The sequence below is a fragment of the Cryobacterium sp. N19 genome (genome assembly GCF_002929595.1).
Classification (GTDB): domain Bacteria; phylum Actinomycetota; class Actinomycetes; order Actinomycetales; family Microbacteriaceae; genus Cryobacterium; species Cryobacterium flavum.
On the sequence record NZ_PJJR01000033.1, the window covers coordinates 1 to 17,150 of the forward strand.

The 17,150-nt window shown below is 58.9% G+C and carries 16 protein-coding genes and 1 pseudogene; 10 read left to right on the forward strand and 7 right to left on the reverse strand.

The features are described 5' to 3' along the window. Positions 1 to 388: 388 nt before the first annotated feature. Together CXY78_RS00710 and CXY78_RS00715 are read right to left on the reverse strand one after the other, a co-directional pair. Entirely contained in the window at positions 389 to 2,266 is a 1,878-nt protein-coding gene (locus CXY78_RS00710; protein ID WP_158253229.1) for an Ig-like domain repeat protein, read from the reverse strand. A 503-nt stretch (positions 2,267 to 2,769) separates the two neighbouring features. Continuing rightward, complete coding sequence (locus CXY78_RS00715) at positions 2,770 to 3,057, reverse strand: HU family DNA-binding protein (RefSeq protein WP_104087558.1); 288 nt, start codon at positions 3,055 to 3,057, stop codon at positions 2,770 to 2,772. Between the two features lie 818 nt (positions 3,058 to 3,875). Here CXY78_RS00715 and CXY78_RS00720 point away from each other — a divergent pair. Beyond that, entirely contained in the window at positions 3,876 to 4,409 is a 534-nt protein-coding gene (locus CXY78_RS00720) for a DUF2231 domain-containing protein (protein ID WP_104087559.1), read from the forward strand. 157 nt (positions 4,410 to 4,566) lie between these two features. Here CXY78_RS00720 and CXY78_RS00725 read toward each other — a convergent pair whose 3' ends face one another. From CXY78_RS00725 to CXY78_RS00735, 3 genes are all read right to left on the reverse strand, one after another. Next, positions 4,567 to 5,622 (reverse strand): zinc-dependent alcohol dehydrogenase family protein, encoded by a 1,056-nt coding sequence (locus tag CXY78_RS00725; RefSeq protein ID WP_104087560.1) that lies wholly within the window; start codon positions 5,620 to 5,622, stop codon positions 4,567 to 4,569. Positions 5,623 to 5,664: 42 nt separating this feature from the next. Further along, positions 5,665 to 6,138 (reverse strand): Dps family protein, encoded by a 474-nt coding sequence (locus CXY78_RS00730; protein WP_104087562.1) that lies wholly within the window; start codon positions 6,136 to 6,138, stop codon positions 5,665 to 5,667. A 128-nt stretch (positions 6,139 to 6,266) separates the two neighbouring features. After that, positions 6,267 to 6,584: a hypothetical protein gene (locus CXY78_RS00735; RefSeq protein WP_233206035.1), complete on the reverse strand. Its 318-nt coding sequence runs from the start codon at positions 6,582 to 6,584 to the stop codon at positions 6,267 to 6,269. A gap of 398 nt (positions 6,585 to 6,982) precedes the next feature. Here CXY78_RS00735 and CXY78_RS00740 point away from each other — a divergent pair, with 398 nt between their 5' ends. The 4 genes from CXY78_RS00740 to CXY78_RS00755 all read left to right on the forward strand — a co-directional run bounded on the left by CXY78_RS00740 (position 6,983) and on the right by CXY78_RS00755 (position 10,585). Then, a complete protein-coding gene (locus tag CXY78_RS00740; RefSeq protein WP_104087563.1) occupies positions 6,983 to 8,287 on the forward strand; it encodes a sugar ABC transporter substrate-binding protein in 1,305 nt (434 codons plus the stop codon). Continuing rightward, entirely contained in the window at positions 8,284 to 9,231 is a 948-nt protein-coding gene (locus CXY78_RS00745) for a carbohydrate ABC transporter permease (RefSeq protein WP_233206036.1), read from the forward strand. The genes CXY78_RS00740 and CXY78_RS00745 overlap by 4 nt, the downstream gene beginning before the upstream one ends. Positions 9,232 to 9,241: 10 nt before the next feature. Next, complete coding sequence (locus CXY78_RS00750; protein ID WP_104087575.1) at positions 9,242 to 10,144, forward strand: carbohydrate ABC transporter permease; 903 nt, start codon at positions 9,242 to 9,244, stop codon at positions 10,142 to 10,144. Positions 10,145 to 10,306: 162 nt separating this feature from the next. Then, complete coding sequence (locus CXY78_RS00755; protein WP_199182557.1) at positions 10,307 to 10,585, forward strand: DUF427 domain-containing protein; 279 nt, start codon at positions 10,307 to 10,309, stop codon at positions 10,583 to 10,585. Between the two features lie 914 nt (positions 10,586 to 11,499). Here the strand turns inward: CXY78_RS00755 and CXY78_RS00760 are convergent. After that, complete coding sequence (locus tag CXY78_RS00760) at positions 11,500 to 12,969, reverse strand: MFS transporter (protein WP_104087565.1); 1,470 nt, start codon at positions 12,967 to 12,969, stop codon at positions 11,500 to 11,502. Between the two features lie 390 nt (positions 12,970 to 13,359). Here CXY78_RS00760 and CXY78_RS00765 point away from each other — a divergent pair, with 390 nt between their 5' ends. The 5 genes and pseudogenes from CXY78_RS00765 to CXY78_RS20565 all read left to right on the forward strand — a co-directional run bounded on the left by CXY78_RS00765 (position 13,360) and on the right by CXY78_RS20565 (position 16,659). After that, a complete protein-coding gene (locus tag CXY78_RS00765; protein ID WP_104087566.1) occupies positions 13,360 to 14,274 on the forward strand; it encodes an ABC transporter ATP-binding protein in 915 nt (304 codons plus the stop codon). Then, positions 14,271 to 15,071: an ABC transporter permease subunit gene (locus tag CXY78_RS00770; RefSeq protein ID WP_104087568.1), complete on the forward strand. Its 801-nt coding sequence runs from the start codon at positions 14,271 to 14,273 to the stop codon at positions 15,069 to 15,071. The genes CXY78_RS00765 and CXY78_RS00770 overlap by 4 nt, the downstream gene beginning before the upstream one ends. A 320-nt stretch (positions 15,072 to 15,391) precedes the next feature. Then, positions 15,392 to 15,583: pseudogene (locus CXY78_RS21350) on the forward strand (helix-turn-helix domain-containing protein); the annotation flags it as partial. A gap of 72 nt (positions 15,584 to 15,655) precedes the next feature. Further along, complete coding sequence (locus CXY78_RS00780; protein WP_233206037.1) at positions 15,656 to 16,087, forward strand: VOC family protein; 432 nt, start codon at positions 15,656 to 15,658, stop codon at positions 16,085 to 16,087. A 197-nt stretch (positions 16,088 to 16,284) separates the two neighbouring features. Then, positions 16,285 to 16,659 carry a PASTA domain-containing protein gene (locus tag CXY78_RS20565; protein WP_140425603.1) on the forward strand — a complete coding sequence of 125 codons (375 nt, stop codon included), beginning with the start codon at positions 16,285 to 16,287 and terminating at the stop codon, positions 16,657 to 16,659. Positions 16,660 to 16,700: 41 nt separating this feature from the next. Here CXY78_RS20565 and CXY78_RS00790 read toward each other — a convergent pair whose 3' ends face one another. Next, entirely contained in the window at positions 16,701 to 16,991 is a 291-nt protein-coding gene (locus CXY78_RS00790) for an antibiotic biosynthesis monooxygenase (protein ID WP_104087572.1), read from the reverse strand. Between the last annotated feature and the right edge of the window lie 159 nt (positions 16,992 to 17,150).

Sequence of the window (17,150 nt, forward strand, 5' to 3'; positions counted from 1 at the left end):
ACCGCCAATCACTGCGGCGTTGCTCAGGGCACCATCTCCCGCCTCGAACGCGGCATCAATGTCAACTACGACCTCGCCCGGCACTACCGCACCTGGCTAGACCAACAATCGGCCACAATTACCACTTGACATCAATAGAAGCATCAAAACGGCGGCATGAAACCCGGGACGGTTCATTATTGTCAGAGCCAAAAAAGCCCATCGTTGCGACGACCGGTTGAATCCGCCAATCCCTTACGGGACGCTCAACACGATGAACTAGTCGGTGTCCGACGTCTCTGCAGCCCAGCAAAATCAAGCCATAGAGAGTCGCTGCCACCAGCACGGTGACCCTTCCCGAAGCCTCATCGGTCCAGTAGCTGTCGAATCACTCACGAACTGCGTTGGTTTATGCCCGACGACGACGAGCGACAGGGATCAGCGACCCCAAGCCAAGCAGGAGAAGAATACCTGCCGCCCCGATCGAGACGGCCGGGTCGACACCCGTCACGGCAAGGCCACTCGAGGATCTGGCCGGAATCACGGGCGCCGCCACGGGCGCAGCTACGGTCACCGCCATGACCGAGACGGTTCCGCTGGTTTGACCGACGAACACCAAGTTGTGTCCACCTGCTTCGAGTGCGGACAGGTCGACGCCGGTGATCTGCACCACCCCGTTGACCACAGGGAAAGTACCGAGGAAGACCGGTGACGAGTAAGCGTACACATCAACGAAACTGTCCGCCCCGTCCGACCATGGCAAAGTCCCGGAGAAGAGCTTGCTCACGTCGAGAGAATCCAGGGCGTTGTTCGTAGTGTCACCGCTCGGCACAAAACTGTCCGTGGTGCCCGGAACGTCGAGGTTTTGCGTCTCGATGAGTACCTCGAGCTGCTCAGTGCTCGTCGACGGCGGCTCGACCGGCAGCTCTTTCTTGTTGACGGAGAACGTGACCGCAGCCGACGTCGACGCCAGATAGCTCTCGACGTTGGTCGGAGTGAACATGGCGGTGAAACTATGGTTGCCAACGGCAAGCGCAGAAGTCTCCAACGTGAACACACCATCAGTCACGTCGCCCTCGCCCAGCGAAGTCGTGCCATCGAAAATCTCGATACTACCGATCGCCGTCACCGGTGACACAGTTCCCGTGACAGCCACAGCCGTACCTGCTAACGCCGAACCGGATGGCGAAACGGACACCGTCGAGCTCGTGCTCACTCCCGGCATAATCATCAAGGTCTGGCTCGCGGTGCCCGTGTTCAGAGCAGGGTCGGTGACTGAGACTACAACGGCGTTGGTGCCGACAGTGAGTGGTCCCGGCATGACGCTCCACGTTCCCCCGGTTTGAACGGTTGTCGTGAGTGTCTGCCCGGCGACCGTCACGGTCACGATGGTGCCGACCGAGGCGTCCGTGGTGCCCGTGATTGTGGGCGTCGTGTCATTCGTAGACGCGCTCGCACCACCAGTGATCGCCACAACGGGGGCCGTGGTATCCACTGTGAAGTGGAACGTCTGACCGAGGATCGTGAAGTCCTGGATCCGATAGTCATACGCTTTGTCACGTCCGAGATTCGGACCAAAAGACACTACCGTGAACTCGCCAAAGTTCTTCTCCAGCACCTCCGGTGACACGCCGGGGAGCCCAAAGTTAGCCGGGAGGATTACGTCGCCCTGCTTATAGCCATCAGCGTGGATATCCGAGTTTGAGAACCAAAGGCCAGAGCCAAAGTTGCGCTCACCGGTTCCAGGACTCGAAACGTTGGTCACGGTCACGCGATCATAGACGCCAGCAGTGGTTTCTTTCTCCAGCTGGATCTGCAGCACGGTGCCCAAGGTCTCGGCGCCGGAAAGATACGTCTGGTCCCAGCCCAACGGTGCAGCGAACACGTCTGCCAGAATCGGCGACTGGGCGTCGACCGCCGGGTAGCCTCCTGTTCCCACGTAGTACTGATAGCGAATTTTGGTGATGGTCTCCTGGGTTTCGCCAGTGACGCTGAGTATCAGACCGTCCCCATCAATCGTCGCGGATCCTTTTGGCTTGTTCTCGATGTCGAGTGCCCACTTGGTGCCGACCTCGGGAAACTCAGCAAATTTGCTGACGCCGGTAGCGTCCCATTTAGTCCGTTCACTACTCGCATTGGTCGATGAGAGGTCGCTGGGGTACACGGTGACCTGGTTTTCTGCGGCCGAGGCTTGGAGCGCGGACGTGAAAAGAGCGAAAGCAACCAAGCCGGTGAGGCCGAGTTTCGCAGCGTTCGAGCGAGCAACGGGGGCAAATCTGCGATGCATTCGGAAACCTTTCAGATCCGGTAAATTCAAGGGGCATTTCATTGCCCGTGTCTTTCAGCATGTTGATTTTGCTGTCGATATTCATGCTACGCATACCTCGGCGATGCGAACAATGAGGCATTGGCAGGCGTTTTCCCAAAGATCCGCGCCACGACTGAGATCGCGAGCTCTTGCGCAAGTCATAGCCCGGGGTGCACCCCCTGTTCTGGGGTTGACCAATCGGCTGATCATTTGGTTTCGCCTCAATACCGTCCAGTTCGGTGTTTCAGTGATGGTTTCTAGGACTGTCGCTGAAGCGATGTTTCCGGATTGACGCGCTGGAGGTGGGTCTGGCGGGAAAGGTGCCGTGATGACAACACTCGATGCTGTGACGAAGAAGACGAAACTTGAGTCCACCCGTGATGCGTTGGCGGCGCGTCACGGTCAAACGCAACAACCGCTCAGTAACGCAAGTAGAGCGTCGACCACGTCGACGCTCTACTTGCGGTGCCTTGCGCAGAAGCTTATTTGGCGGCCGCTTTGAGTTTGCTTCCGGCCGTGAGCTTGACGCGGTGACTCGCGGCGATGGCGATCTCTTCACCCGTCTGCGGATTGCGACCGGTGCGCGCTGCAGTTGCCGTGCGCTCAACCCCGAGCCATCCCGGAATAATAACCTTGCTATCGTTCTTCACGGCCTCAGCGAGGGTTGCAAAGAATGTGTTCAGAATGCCATCGACTGCGATGTGGCTCTGTCCTGAATTTGCTGCAACCTTCGCAACGAGCTCAATCTTGTTCAGCGAATTATCAGTCATTGAGTGTCCTCCTCGGACCTTAGCCTGTAAAAACCCGGGTATTCACATAAAGCCGGCGACGCTTCCAAAAAGAGCGTCCGGTCACCGGTGGGACCGAATCGAATCTAACAGAGTGTGGGTTTCGCATTTATCGCCGGGCTTCTTCCGCATAACATATCGACGCTGGCTGAGAGGTCCACTGACACCAGCGCGTTCAAAAAGAGAGGGGCCACAAATCATGTTCGTTGCTTCGTACTATTTGTCTGAAACCTGTCGAGCTGAACCCTCTTGCCGCTTACACGTCAGTGCGCACGCGTCTCGAATAGCTTTCCGCACCGCGCGATACACCACAACGTAAAGGATGTAGAACCACGCCGCCGTAAGGACTGCGATAAGCGCAAAACTGAAAACTGGATCAATAACGCCCCATCTTTATTAGAGTCGGAATGACCACGACACGTCCTTTCCTGCGATGAAGTTCAGCCCGCTTTCTCGTCACGGTAGGAGGTAATTGCCCGAATCACAAACACCCCCTCTCTGACCCCCATGTCAGCACTGGCTCGGCTCGAACACGCCCTTAAGGACGCACTCGAGGGTGCTTCGACGCTAGGCTGCGCCGGGTTCGCGACGCCGAGGGAACCCTGCGCAGAAGGGTGCCGCTGTTAGCGCAGCCTGTCCTTTCTAGCGCTCCAAAATTTGGGTGCCTAGCATTAGCCTGCACGGTCCTTCTCAGGCGTGTGCACCAAGCCGACGGCGGTTCGCGGCACGGTATCAACCGGTGGTTGTGTGTTCAGCACCGGCATCTTGCAATTTTCTGCGTCGCATACCCCAGGAGCATCATGTTTGACACCTTCTTTGGCCTTCCTCTGCATCCCTTCGTTGTTCACGCGACCGAGGTCACAGTCCCCCTCGCCGTTCTCCTCGTGATTCTCGCGGCCGCATGGCCACGCTTTCGCCGTTGGGCCGGATATCTGCCCCTCGGCGCGGTATTGGCCGCGCTCATACTTGTACCCCTCTCGACGGAGTCCGGTGAGAAGTTACAATCACGCGTAGGCGAGAACGCCCTGATTGAAACCCACGCCAACCTCGCTGAGGGACTCCTCCCCTGGGTGGCAGGTCTCACAGTCGTCGCGGCCGCCCTGCTCTGGTGGAACATCCGTGAGCGCCGTGCCAACGTCAGAGCATCAACGAGTTCAGAGTCCGTATTATCCGTGCGGCGTGGTCCAAGGTGGATCACCGTCACCTTGCTACTAGTCGCCTTAGTCGTCTCTACCGGGACCACCGTCCAAGCAATACTCATCGGCCACAGTGGAGCCACCGCGGTCTGGTCCGAAGACATGGGCTCACCCGCGCCGTCCGACGACGCAGACTAATCCCCGACGTGCTGTCAGCACGGTAAATACCTCTTGGGACAACTCGCGCCACATAACATCTGTCGACGCTCGTTGAAAAGTGGTCCGTGGGTGCTGACAGCCCAGAATTAGAAGTGCAAAATACTTTCGGTATATTCGGCTCCGAATGGAGAGTTACTCATGCGTTAAGAAGAACCTTCAGAGCTTTCGTCTCGGCGGCACGCCCGAACACGTCGTAGGCCTCGATGATGTCTTCGAGTTTGAAGGTGTGGCTGATGAAGTTTTCGGCCACGATCTTTTTCTGTGCGACGAGCTTGAGAAGAATATCGAGCGTGTCGGTATTGACGAGGCCCATGCTGATATTGATGTTCGAAATCCACAAGTCCTGCAGCGGGAAGTCGACCGATTTACTATGCACTCCGACGTTCGCCACGGCGCCGGCAGGACGCACGATGTCAAGACACATTGCGAAGGTCTGCGGAATACCAACGGCCTCGATCGCGACGTCAACCCCGAGCCCGTCGGTCATCGCGAGTACCTGCTTCTTCCAGTCGGTTTCACTCGAGACGACCGTGTCGGTGGCACCGAACTTTCTGGCCTCCTCCACTCGATTGGCGTCGAGGTCGATCGCAATGATCCGCGAGGGACCGTAGAGACCAGCCGTGGCGATCACCGCGAGTCCGACCGGACCCGCACCGACGACCGCGACGACATCGCCGGCCTTGACCCTGCCATACTTCACACCGATCTCGTGCCCAGTCGGCAAGATGTCCGAAAGCACAGTTCCCTGCTGAGGGGTGACGTTCTCGGGCAGCAGATAAACCGACGTCTCCGCGAAGGGTACCCGCACGTACTCGGCCTGCGTTCCGTCGATGAGATGGCCCAAAATCCAGCCGGTGCCCGATGCGCCTTCGTCGGCAAGGCAGTGCGAATACACCCCTACCTTGCAGTAACTGCAGTGTCCGCAAGCGGAGACGCAGGAAAGAATGACCTGGTCGCCCACTTTAAGGCTCGTCACGGCCGCCCCAAGCTCGGTGATCGTGCCCACGCCCTCGTGGCCGAGGATCCTTCCCACCTCGACAGTGGGAACGTGGCCTTTAAGTATGTGCAGGTCGGTGCCGCAGATCGTCGTCGTGTTGATTTTCACGATAACGTCGGTCGGTTGCAGGATCGCCGGGTTGGGCACCTCTTCCCACGACTTCTGGCCCGGACCTTTATAGACGAGTGCCTTCATGGAGTTCCTTTCGAAGAAATGGGCATAGTCGAACGTTTTCGACTATATGCCCGACGCGATCGGCAATTGCGGCTGCCGATTCTCGGCGCTGACCATCCAAGCGTGCTGCTCCAACTTCTCAATGAAAAGGTGCAGGATATCGGCGCTGGTGGGATCTTCCTCGTCGACGTCATCGTGCACGACGCGCATGTTCTCCACCGTGAGGTTCAGGCGTTGCGTGATGAGGTTGATCGCGTCGGTCGTGAGAACCTCGCCAGCGGGAAAGCTCGGCAAGTGCGTCGTCGCGGCCACGGTTTCGATGCGTCCGTCGGGCTGCGCGTTGAGGGCGCGCAAGCGTTCGGCCAATTGATCAGAAAATTCACGCACATCCTCGACGATTTCATCGAGGTGCAGGTGCAGGTCACGAAAGTTCGGTCCGACGATGTTCCAGTGCGCCTGCTTGCCCTGCAAATGCAGCGCAATCAGATCGACAAGAACGGACTGCAAGTTCGTGCGAAGTGTCTCGGAGGCGTGCATAGTGTCCTTCCCGTCGCTGATGCGGGCGCAACCTGCCCCCGGCGACGAGCTCACTCAAGGAGTAAGCAGGGCAGGCCGAATGACCGAATTAATCATGACCACCACGAGGTCAGGACAGCGCATTCGGCTCAGATATTAAGCAAGGTTCCCTGGCTGTTGTTGTAGATCTTACCGTTCTTCGGGTGAGTGAACTTCAGCCCTGCCCACGTGTCGTCGACGCGCAGACATGTGCTCTCCACGAGTCCACAGCTGTATCCGATCTCGATGACCTTCGGCAGATTTAGATCTGAGCCCAGTTTCCGCGCCTTCGGCCAGGAGAGCCACAACATGCCCGACGGCTTGAGATGAAGCTTGAGTCTGGGAAAGGTGCCGTGCATCTCGACTTGCGTCACGCTGAAGAAGTGGATGTAGTCGAATTCACCATCGAGATCCTCGCTGACGTCCAACTTTGGTAGATCGATGGTCTTCAGCGTTGAAGCGGGGCGTTGACGAAGTAGGCCAGCGCGCCCTGCTTGATTCCCATCTTCTGCGCTACAGTTCGAGACACGGCTCCAGTTTTACGCCAATCACTACGGGCCCCAAACGCTTTTTCCAGCGCAGGTAAACGAGCTTCTTCACTTTAGCCCTGACCTCGTTGTGAGGTGTCCACACAACGAGGTCAGGGTCCATCAGAGGAGACGAAGACGTGCGCTAAATCGCCCGCCCGCTGTGGCTCGGCATACGTCGGTTAGTTCGCCGTCTTGCGTTTGCCGGGCAACGATCATTGTCGAACTTGCTGTTGAATGATTCCAACGGCAGTAACCGTTGAAGCTCGTCCATCTCAGACTCAGTTGGAGGATCCTGCATGAATTTCAGTAGACGCCATTTCCTGATCGGATCCGGAGCGGTGACGTTACCCGTGTTGTTATCAGGATGCGGTTTCGCGCCGCAGCAGTCAACTGCTTCGGCCACAGGGTCAAAAACGTTGACATTTACTACGTGGGGTACAGACGCGGAGCTGGCAAGTTTCGCTCGCGTCATCGCGGCGTTCGAGGAGGCTAACGCGGGAGTAAAAGTCGAGTTGAACTCGGTCCCCTACGGCCAGATGTTCACTAACATCGATGCCCAACTGCAGGCGGGGAATCCGCCGGACATTTTTCGTGTGCCGTATTACACGTTTGGCAGTTACGCCGGTCGTGACCAGCTCTTGGACCTGAGCCCGTACCTAGAGTCCGGGTTTTCTGATCGATTCACCGACGCGGCTTGGGCTGCCGTGCAGGGCAACGACAAGCCGTTCGGAGTGCCTCACCACACCGACACCTCAGCGATCCTGTACAACAAAGCAGCCCTGGAATCGGCCGGGATCACGTCGGTCCCTACCTCACTCGAGAGTGCCTGGACGTGGGATGAGCTCTCCGAGGTGGCGGCGACTCTGCGTGCCGCCCAACCCGCAGATGCATACCCCATGGCCTACAACTGGCAGGGTAATGGCGTCACCCGCTGGCTCAGCCTGCTCTTCCAAGCGGACGGCCGGTTCCTGGACACGAACCTCACCGCCCCGGCGATCGACTCGGACGCGGGAACGGCTGCCCTCGAGTTCTCGTCCAGTTTCTTCACGAAGAATTTTGTGCCGCCGAACAACACCATCAAATCGGCCACCTTCGCAAGCGATACGTGGTATTCGCAGACTTCGGCGATGGTGTGGTCTGGTGCGTTCGCTATTCCGGATGCCACAAACACACTGGACTTTGAGTGGGGCGCGACCTTCGCCCCGCGTGGTGAGCGCGGCGGGGGCGACTTCGGAGGGAATGCGCTCGTTGCCACCGCGGTCACTGCCAACCCGGAGCTCGCCGCAGCCTTCCTTGATTTCGTCACGGGCGATATGCAAATGCGCGACTTCTGCGAGACTGCCTCACTCTTGCCGACCCGCAAAGATCTGAACGAGTCGGGCATCGATTTTGACGTACGCCCTGAGCTCGCCCCCATTTTCCTCGGCCAGGCTTCTACGGTGCGCGCTGACGACTCAAGCCAGGTGGCCTCCCCCAACATGTCGAGAATCATCACTGTTCTCCAGGACAATCTGGAATCGGCCTTCGCTGGTTCGACAAGTACCGCCGACACCTTGAAATCAATCGCAGACGGGATCGCCCAAACTACGGGCAGTTCGTGACACGAGTCGTCGCCGAGCAAGACCGGGTCGCGCCACCACCTCCGCTCCCGAAACGCCTGGGGCGTCGTGATACGAAAATCGTGCGCGAAGCGCTTGCGGGGTGGTTGTTTCTGACGCCGAACTTACTGCTGCTTGGCCTATTCGTACTCGTCCCGCTCGTGTGGGCCGTGGTGATTAGCTTTCAGAAGACCAACGGGTTCGGGGTTGGTGAATTTGTGGGTGTCGCCAATTACGAGCGTCTGATCAGCGACCCGCTTTTCTGGAGAGCCACGGCAAACACCTTGTTGTTCACACTCATCGTGACGCCTCTGTCGATGGGTCTTGGCCTCGGCGCAGCCGTGCTGTTCAACTCGATCCTTCCCGCCCGCGGGGTGTTCCGTTCCATTCTCATCGTCCCGATGGCTATTTCGGGTGTAGCCACCGCACTGATCGGTGTACTCGTCTTCAACGAGAACAGCGGCATCCTCAACAATCTGATCCGGTTCATCGGGCTCCCGAGCGTCAACTGGCAGTCCGGTGGGTCCGCCGCGTTCGTATCCGTTGTTCTCGTTACGCTGTGGTGGAGAGTGGGATTCAACATGCTCATCTACCTGGCGGGCCTTCAAGGTATCGGCCCCGAACTTTACGAAGCGGCCGAACTGGATGGGGCGGGCTCCTGGGCCCGATTCCGGAATGTGACCGTGCCCCTGCTCGGCCCATCGTCATTTTTCCTGCTCATCCTGAACGTCATCTACTCCTTCCAAGTCTTCGACATCGTGTTCGTAATGACCGGCGGCGGTCCGCAGAATGCCACCTCCGTGCTTGTCACCTACGCCTACGACACGGGTTTCGTAACTCGCGACCAGGGCTACGCAGCCGCAATCGGTGTCGTGCTTCTTCTCGTAACTTTTGTTTTCACTGCGGTGCGGTGGCGAACCAACCGTGGCCGGGACCTGGTCGAATAAGGACACCATCATGACCACATCCATCCTCTCGCCCGCGCCAACGCCGGCGACCCGCAGGCAGAAGACGACAAGACGAGGTGCGCCTCGCTCGCGAAGAGGATCCCGACGCGGGTTCGTAGCCCGCATCGTAGGGGCGATTCTCATCAGTATCGTTGTGCTGTTCCCGCTGTACTGGATGCTTGTAGTCGCGTTCTCATCGCGTTCCGAGCTGCTGGGTGGCACACTGCGTCTCTGGCCGCGTGCCCTGACAATTGGAAACTTCGAGCGCGTCCTCGCCGGATTCCCGATCGCCACCTGGTTTAGCAACTCTCTGGCAATCTCGGCCACGGTCGCAGTTCTCACGGTATTCGTTAACCTGTTAGGCGGGTACGCCCTGTCGCAGCTCAAGTTCCGCGGTTCAAACGTCGTCTTCCTCATCGCCCTGACGACACTGATGATTCCCGTGCAGGTGATTATGGTGCCGCTGTTTCGGCTCGTAACGAACCTCGGGCTTTATGGCAGCTACTGGGCGGTCATCCTACCCACGGCCGCGAGTGCCTTCGGGCTGTTCCTGGCACGCCAGTTCATTCTCTCCATCCCGCGCGACCTGATCGAAGCAGCCCGCATCGACGGGGCCAGCCACCTGAGAGTGTTCGGAAGTATAGTATTGCCGCTCTCAAAACCGCTGATCGCCGTACTCTTCTTTATGACGCTGTTGCAGTCGTGGAATGATTTTGCTTGGCCTCTCATTGCCCTTAAGCAGAACGAACTATTCACTCTGCCGATCGGCCTGCTCTACTTGCAGGGCCAGTTCGGGTCAGATTTTGGTGCGACAATGGCGTTCGCCCTGATCAACGTGGTGCCCATGGTGGTGCTGTTCTTGGTATTCCAGCGCTTCTTCGTGCAGGGTTTCGCGCGCAGCGGCATCAAATAAGTTTGCCTTAAAAATTCGTCGAGTATTTCCGACGCTAAGGTCATGTTCACGTACTCCGGTGTGCGCTCTATATGTACCCGGTAATAGAACCGCGCCGGGAAAGACGCCTATACTCAGTGCAGTTGCGGGTCAGTCCCGCACACAATATGCAGGGAGCGGGCCATGTATCAAGCAGTCTGGACTGCTGTCGTACTGGCAAAGTCGGATGAAACCATCCTGGTTGAAGGCAACCAGTACTTCCCGACTAAGTCGCTCAACTCTGCGTACTTCTCCCGCACATCGTTAACATCGCAGTGCCCATGGAAAGGCACTGCAAAGTACTACACGGTCATCATCGACGGGCAGGAGAATGTGAATGCCGCCTGGTACTACCCCGCCCCAACGCCGGCGGCAGAGAACATCCGGACCATGTCGCGTTTGGCAATGGTGTCCGCGTCGTGAAGGTTCACTAAAACGGCGACCGTCGCGAAAATCCCTTCGACGCCTCTCACTGCCAGATCATGACGCTCACATAACGAAGCAGCACACCGCAAGGTCAGGCACCGCCGGAGGATCCGCCTCGCGCCCCGCATCGCGACCATTGCTGCGGTATTCGACGTGCGTGCTCGCCGTGGCGAAGACTCCGCAGCCGTCAGGGAGCCGGCAAGCGGTATGGGGGCGGCGCTACGGCCTGTGACCACCCGCGCGGTTACTCTCGGCGGTCAGCGGCGCAGTGTTGCTCGCAGCAGTCGCATGCTCACTCCGCCTTCTGCAACCAGGTTGACAGCGGCCGCAACCCTGTCGACGGAGGCCATTCGCGGCGGATCACTCATAATGGTCACCTCAAACCTGCTCCCGATCTGGGGACACCAGCGCAATCACCCCCGACTTTCCGCATCCGACTCGTAAACGGCCATCCACTCCCCTGCAGAGCCGACGCTGACCGTCACCGAACCACGCCACAGAACACCGTCACCGAATATTAACGCCAACTGAAAATAGAGCCACCGTCCATCATTGAAGGTGATCAAATTAGATGATTGAGCAGAGATTCACCACCGGCATTCGACGGGAAGCATGCGAAACGGGAGATATCCCGGCTGGTCGGAGTGTCCCGGGGAACGGTGGATCGGGCGGCGAATAGAACGTGAAATCGCTCAACGAGTTGAGTTCGGATGCGCGCAAGTGCGCATCTGGCTCGTCGAATAGCATTACGTCCGCTTCCGGGAAGGTAGCCCGGATGTAGACGCTGAGCCGCTGAAGAAAACCACTGCACTCGATCATCAGGTCCCGCGGTTGAACTTCCAATAGCGAGCCAGCTTGTGTCAAAAAGCTCTGGTCCGTGCTTCTAAATAGTGACCGCCGGTGCTGTAGGGCTACACCGGAATGGCGTCTTCCGCGTTTTCTACTGCTTCACGCTCGATGGCCAGTTCCGCATCCACCTTGTGCGCGGCCACCTGAGCGACGCTTGGGAGAAGGAAGCTAGCGACTGCGGCCAGGCACAGCGCCGTGATCGGCACCCAGATCCCACCGAGGAACGCATCCCGAAGCACGTCGGGCGCGAAGGTGGTTCCGACGATGCCAAAGAAAACAACGCCGACGACAGCTACACCGATGGCTGAACCCACCTGCTGAAATGTACCAAGCACCCCCGACGCGGCGCCCGCGTTGGCGATGGACGTCTGGGCCAAAGCAACATCGGTCAGAGGAACGACCAGCAGCGTCAGACCCAGGCCGGCCAAAGTCATCGGAACGATCAGGTTTGTACCGACGAGCGCGTTGCCCTGAGCTGCAACGATATATGCGATCCACAGGTATCCGCCGATTTGAGCGAGAGCACCGAGCAATATGAGTCGCTTGCCCAGGCGCGGGCCGAGAGGCACCGCAATGCCGCTGCCGACCAGTGCGCCAATACTAAAAGGCAAAGTGGCGAGAGCTGCAGCGATCGCCGTAAAGCCCAGTCCAATTTGCAGGTAAAGCACCAAGATCAGAAAAAAGCCGCCGATGGAAGCGCTAAATGAGAACGACGTGATCACTCCGGCGGAGTAACCGCGGCTGTGGAAGAGGGACGTTGGTACGAGTGCGGAACCAGATTTCCTATCCCGTGCGCCCTGCTGCCAGACGAATACCGCAAGCAGGACGGGGCTGGCGGCGATCATGATCCAAATGCCGAGAGGCCAGCCCAAATCTCGACCCTCGATCAAGCCGAAGACCAGCAGGAACAAAGTCGCCGAAATGAGAACGACACCGAGTAGGTCAAGGCCAACGCGTTTGACGCTCCGTGATTCGGGGATGAATACCGCGGCCGCTACAAACAAGAGCACACCAACGGGCACGTTGATTATGAATACACTGCGCCAGCCAAGATCGAAGGCATTATAGGTGACGAGGATGCCACCGATCAAGGGTCCGGCGACAGCCGCGAGACCCGAGATCGCTCCGAGAGCGCCAAACACCCCGGCACGCTCCTTCGGCGCGAACATGACCTGAATGATCGAGAGAACCTGGGGAATCATCATGGCTCCGAAGGCGCCCTGCACCAGCCGAGAGAACACCAGCATGTCCCCACTGGTGGCGGCCGCGCAGGACGCGGAGGCGAGGGTGAAGCCCGTGACGCCAATGAGAAACATCCGTTTACGGCCAAAGATATCGCCTAAGCGACCCCCAGTGATGAGGAGTACGGCGAAGGACAACACGTAGCCCGACACGATCCACTCGAGCTGAGCGGCGGTGGCGCTCAAATCCTTCTCTATCGCGGGCAGCGCGACATTGACGATCGTCGTGTCCAGCAGGTCCATAAAAGCGGCGAAAAGCAGCACTACAACAGCGAGCCAGCGAAGGCGCATGAAGAATCTTTCCCGTAAGCGTCAGAACATGGGCCGAACCCGTCGACGAGCAACAGATCTGCCGCGCTCAGCATAATGTAGTGACCTCCGGAGGTGTCATTTCCCACGACTCGATTTGAGTAGGTTCCGTGTCTTGTAAATCTTTCCAATGTCGAAACATACCTGCGAGACGGCAACAGAGAGGAAGCAATCAAGTGGGAGCGGTCACCAGCGCCAGCTTGTCGACATGTTCACCAATAGTCCGTCGACGTGCGTCTCCTGCCGAGCTAAGCCGATGAGCTACAGATCAATCCAGCGGTCAACGATTCCCTCCCCCAGGCGATACACACACGGTCTCAACCGCGACGACAGGATGCTTCTCACCGCCCGCGAAACGCTGAAAGGTCACCGATGACATTCGTACTCGAAACGCACGCTCTCACCAAGCGCTACGGGCGCCGAACCGCTCTCGACTCGATCGACCTCGCGGTCAAGCCGGGAACAGTTTTCGGCGTGATCGGGCCCAATGGTGCGGGCAAAACTACGATCATGCGGTTGCTTCTCGATCTCATCCGCCCCACCTCTGGCTCGATCGCTGTTCTTGGCCAATCGCCGCGCGAGGGCGGTGCGGCTCTTCGCCGACGCATCGGGTACCTTCCTGGCGAGTTGAGACTCGAGGGTAGGGTTACCGGACACACCCTCCTCGCGCACTATGCGCAGATCAGTGGTCGTGTCACACCCGGCGTCATCCAGCAGCTCGCCGAGCGACTCGACCTCGACTTGAGCCGCCACGTACGTCAGCTTTCTAAAGGCAACAAGCAGAAGCTCGGCGTTGTGCAGGCATTCATGCACAAGCCTGACCTTCTCGTGCTCGATGAGCCGACCAGCGGACTCGATCCTCTCGTTCAGCAGGAGTTCCTCACAATGGTGCGGGAGGCACGCGATAACGGTCAGACCGTTTTTCTCTCATCACACGTGCTCAGCGAAATTCAACAAGCGGCCGACTCGGTCGCAATCCTGCGGGCCGGAAGCATTGTGACAGTGAGTGACGTCGACTCGTTGCGCGCCACCGCCGTGCGTCGTGTCGTCGCCACGATCACAGGCGCCACGGTCGCCGCCGTACGCAAAAATCTCAGCCGCGACCCCCATCTCTCCGCACTGACGATTACGCCAGGCGAGGCGATCATTCTCTCTGGCACGCTTGAGGGTGATATCGACCCCTTCGTGAAGGCGATTGCCGCCTTCACTGTCATAGATCTGCGGGTTGAAGAGCCCGACCTTGAGGAGTCCGTGCTCGGGCTCTACGCGAAAGGAGTCGACAAATGAGTGATGCATTGCCCTTGTATTGTCGCTCGCTCGGCGACTCGTGGCGCTCCCTTATCGGGTGGAGCCTCGGCTTCCTCGCAGCACTACTTCTCTACGTTCCGCTCTATTCGTCGATCGGTGGCAACGCCGACATGCAGCAACTGCTGGACTCGCTGCCACCCGCACTTATCAATGCCCTCAACTATGGAGCTATCACCACGGGTGCGGGTTACGTGTCGGCGACGTTCTATGGCCTCATGGGTTTCGCACTCACCACTATCGCGGCCACCCTGTGGGGGAATGCAGCTCTCGCAGGCGACGAAGAGCAGGGCACCCTCGAACTCACTCTCGCCCACGGCGTCACCCGCGCGCAAGTCGTACTTGAACGCGCGGGATCCATCCTGACGCGACTTTTCTGGCTAAGCCTGCTGAGCGTCCTGGTCATCCTCGCCCTCAACGACAGCGCTGGGTTGAACATTGAGGCTCGCAAACTCATCGCAGAAGCTGCCGCTCTGCTGGGCTTGGCGCTTCTCACCGCCATGGTCGGTCTCGCCGTCGGAGCACTGACCGGTCGCCGAGCGTGGGCTACCGGTGCCGCTGCCACGGTCGCCGTCGGAGGCTACGCCCTCAATGCCGTAGCGAACCAGTCGGCCGACCTTGACTGGTTGCACGACATGTCTCCTTACGCGTGGGCGTTTCGCAATTCGCCGCTCACTGATGGGGTCGACTGGGGAGGTCTGGGACTGCTGTATGGCGTCTCGGCCGCTCTACTCATAGTCGCGGTAGTCGCCCTCAACCGTCAAGACATCAACGGCTGAGCATCTGGGCGCTACGAATGCTTACGCACCTGCTTCGCTTCTTCATCGCCACCTCCCACTGCTTCGCCGCCTACGCGACCGCCGCCGGCAGTTGTCACGGGAACAGGCGACGGCAGCCAACTTATGAATTGGTTCAGCAGTTCGAATTTGCCTCGTTGCGTGTCTTGATAGCTATTGGCGAAGTCAACTGTTCGTCGCAACACTCGATTTTGTGAGGTGTTGTGCGTGTGGTCGAAGTATGAGTTGGTGGAGAAGCAGGCGCGGTTTTGGGTGTTGATGGCTCAAGGCTCGACGCTGACTGCAGCATGTGATGCTGTGGTGTGAATCGACGAACTGGACGGCGTTGGCATCAAGCAACGGGTGGGCGGATCCCTCTTCCTGAGGCAGAGCGGTCGGGGCGGTACTTGTCCTTGGAGGAACGACTCCGGATCGCGAATTTGCACCTGGGTGCTACCGGCGTGCGCGCGATCGCTGTCCTGGTGGGCCGACCTGCTGCCACGATCAATCGAGAGCTGGCTCGAGGCGGGTCCAAGGCCAGGGACACGCCGAAACTCATCGTCAGCTGTCCCTGCCACACTGGCAACATGGACCAACGCGTGCACTTTCTCACCTTTGCCACTCATGACCTGGACGCCGCCCGATCCTTCTATCGGGATGGGCTTGGCTGGTCGCCGATTGCCGATATTGCGGGAGAGATCCTGTTTTTCCAGGTCGCGCCCGGACTCGTCCTCGGACTCTTCGATTCTGAGAAATTTGACGATGACCTACTTCGCGATCGTTCCACAACGGGAGTTTCCGGAGTCACGCTCTCTCACAATGTCTCCAATCGTGACGAAGTGCTGAGAACGATCAGCGAGATGCATGCGGCGGGAGGCACCATACTCAAACCCGCTCAAGAAGGCGCGTTCGGAGGAATCTTCCACGGCCACGTGGCCGACCCCAATGGCATCATCTGGGAAATTGCACACAACCCAGGCTGGCACATCGATATGGACGGAACGGTGAGCTTCGACTAAAGACCAGACCATGCTTCGCCCGAGACAAGTCGGACGGAACCCACGCTCGGATGTCCCGCTCAAGGTTCGGGTGACGGAACGCTCTCCACCGAGCGGAGCTGCCGTGTACTGGCCGTTCGCGAAGGCGCTGGTCCGCCCGGCAACTCAAGGAGTAGTGCGGGGTAGGTTTGTAGCGGGCGGGCGAGTAGCGTCTTACTATGGACGAACGGTTGGCCGATCACGTCACGGTGCCTGATGTCGTTGGGCTGCCCTTCCATGTCGGCCGTGACTTAGCCACCGAGTCTGGGGTCACTCTCGCCAACCCTGATCCTGATGGGCCACCTATCGGTAATCTCGCGTGGCCAGGGTTGTTCTACATCACCTCACAGAACCCGGCCCCGGGCACTGAGGTCTACCAGTGGGACTCCGTCACCGTCGAGATCGTGGGATCTGGTGCGGCTGAGCGCGGCGCGCTTCGGAACACTCCGGTCGCACCTCCGTCGAACGCGGCGCACGCGGCGCACGCGAAAGCTGAGCCCATGAATCTCGTCGACCTGGCTACTGCCGCCGGCGTTGACTCGAACCGGGCCTGAAGCTCGGTGGGTCTCCAGCCAGCATCCGTGAGGAATTCAAGTTACGGCACGGTTTGGAAGTGCTCAACCAATGGGAACGGTTCATAGAAATAGTGCAATAGGGCGCGCCATTCCTGGTACTGCGCGGATTGCCTGAAGCCGATCGTGTGGTCGTCAAGCCGCTCCCACTCAACAAGCAACAGGTATCTGCTCGGAGACTCGATCGAACGCGACAGAATCAGGCTGCGACATCCAGGCATTGACGAGATGATGGCCCGCGCCTCGGCGAAGGCGAAAGCGAATTCAACTTCACGACCGGGAATCACGGGCAAGAGGGCATGCTCTGTAATCACCTGAACAGTGTCCCATCCGGGGTTCGGCTTGCGGGCTTACCGTGCAGCTCCAATCCACGTCGATCGGGCGCATCCCCACAAGCTGGTAACCGTCAGCGGGCTGTTAGCCTCGGGGTCATGATTGGTTCTGCGCAGTGGATTGAGCATCGACGTGGTGAC

Excerpts from the sequence above, each read along its gene's own strand:
- CXY78_RS00710 (WP_158253229.1), bottom strand. The coding sequence starts at position 2,266 with ATGCATCGCAGATTTGCCCCCGTTGCTCGCTCGAACGCTGCGAAACTC.
- CXY78_RS00715 (WP_104087558.1), bottom strand. The coding sequence starts at position 3,057 with ATGACTGATAATTCGCTGAACAAGATTGAGCTCGTTGCGAAGGTTGCA.
- CXY78_RS00720 (WP_104087559.1), top strand. The coding sequence starts at position 3,876 with ATGTTTGACACCTTCTTTGGCCTTCCTCTGCATCCCTTCGTTGTTCAC.
- CXY78_RS00725 (WP_104087560.1), bottom strand. The coding sequence starts at position 5,622 with ATGAAGGCACTCGTCTATAAAGGTCCGGGCCAGAAGTCGTGGGAAGAG.
- CXY78_RS00730 (WP_104087562.1), bottom strand. The coding sequence starts at position 6,138 with ATGCACGCCTCCGAGACACTTCGCACGAACTTGCAGTCCGTTCTTGTC.
- CXY78_RS00740 (WP_104087563.1), top strand. The coding sequence starts at position 6,983 with ATGAATTTCAGTAGACGCCATTTCCTGATCGGATCCGGAGCGGTGACG.
- CXY78_RS00750 (WP_104087575.1), top strand. The coding sequence starts at position 9,242 with ATGACCACATCCATCCTCTCGCCCGCGCCAACGCCGGCGACCCGCAGG.
- CXY78_RS00755 (WP_199182557.1), top strand. The coding sequence starts at position 10,307 with ATGTATCAAGCAGTCTGGACTGCTGTCGTACTGGCAAAGTCGGATGAA.
- CXY78_RS00760 (WP_104087565.1), bottom strand. The coding sequence starts at position 12,969 with ATGCGCCTTCGCTGGCTCGCTGTTGTAGTGCTGCTTTTCGCCGCTTTT.
- CXY78_RS00765 (WP_104087566.1), top strand. The coding sequence starts at position 13,360 with ATGACATTCGTACTCGAAACGCACGCTCTCACCAAGCGCTACGGGCGC.
- CXY78_RS00770 (WP_104087568.1), top strand. The coding sequence starts at position 14,271 with ATGAGTGATGCATTGCCCTTGTATTGTCGCTCGCTCGGCGACTCGTGG.
- CXY78_RS00780 (WP_233206037.1), top strand. The coding sequence starts at position 15,656 with ATGGACCAACGCGTGCACTTTCTCACCTTTGCCACTCATGACCTGGAC.
- CXY78_RS20565 (WP_140425603.1), top strand. The coding sequence starts at position 16,285 with ATGGACGAACGGTTGGCCGATCACGTCACGGTGCCTGATGTCGTTGGG.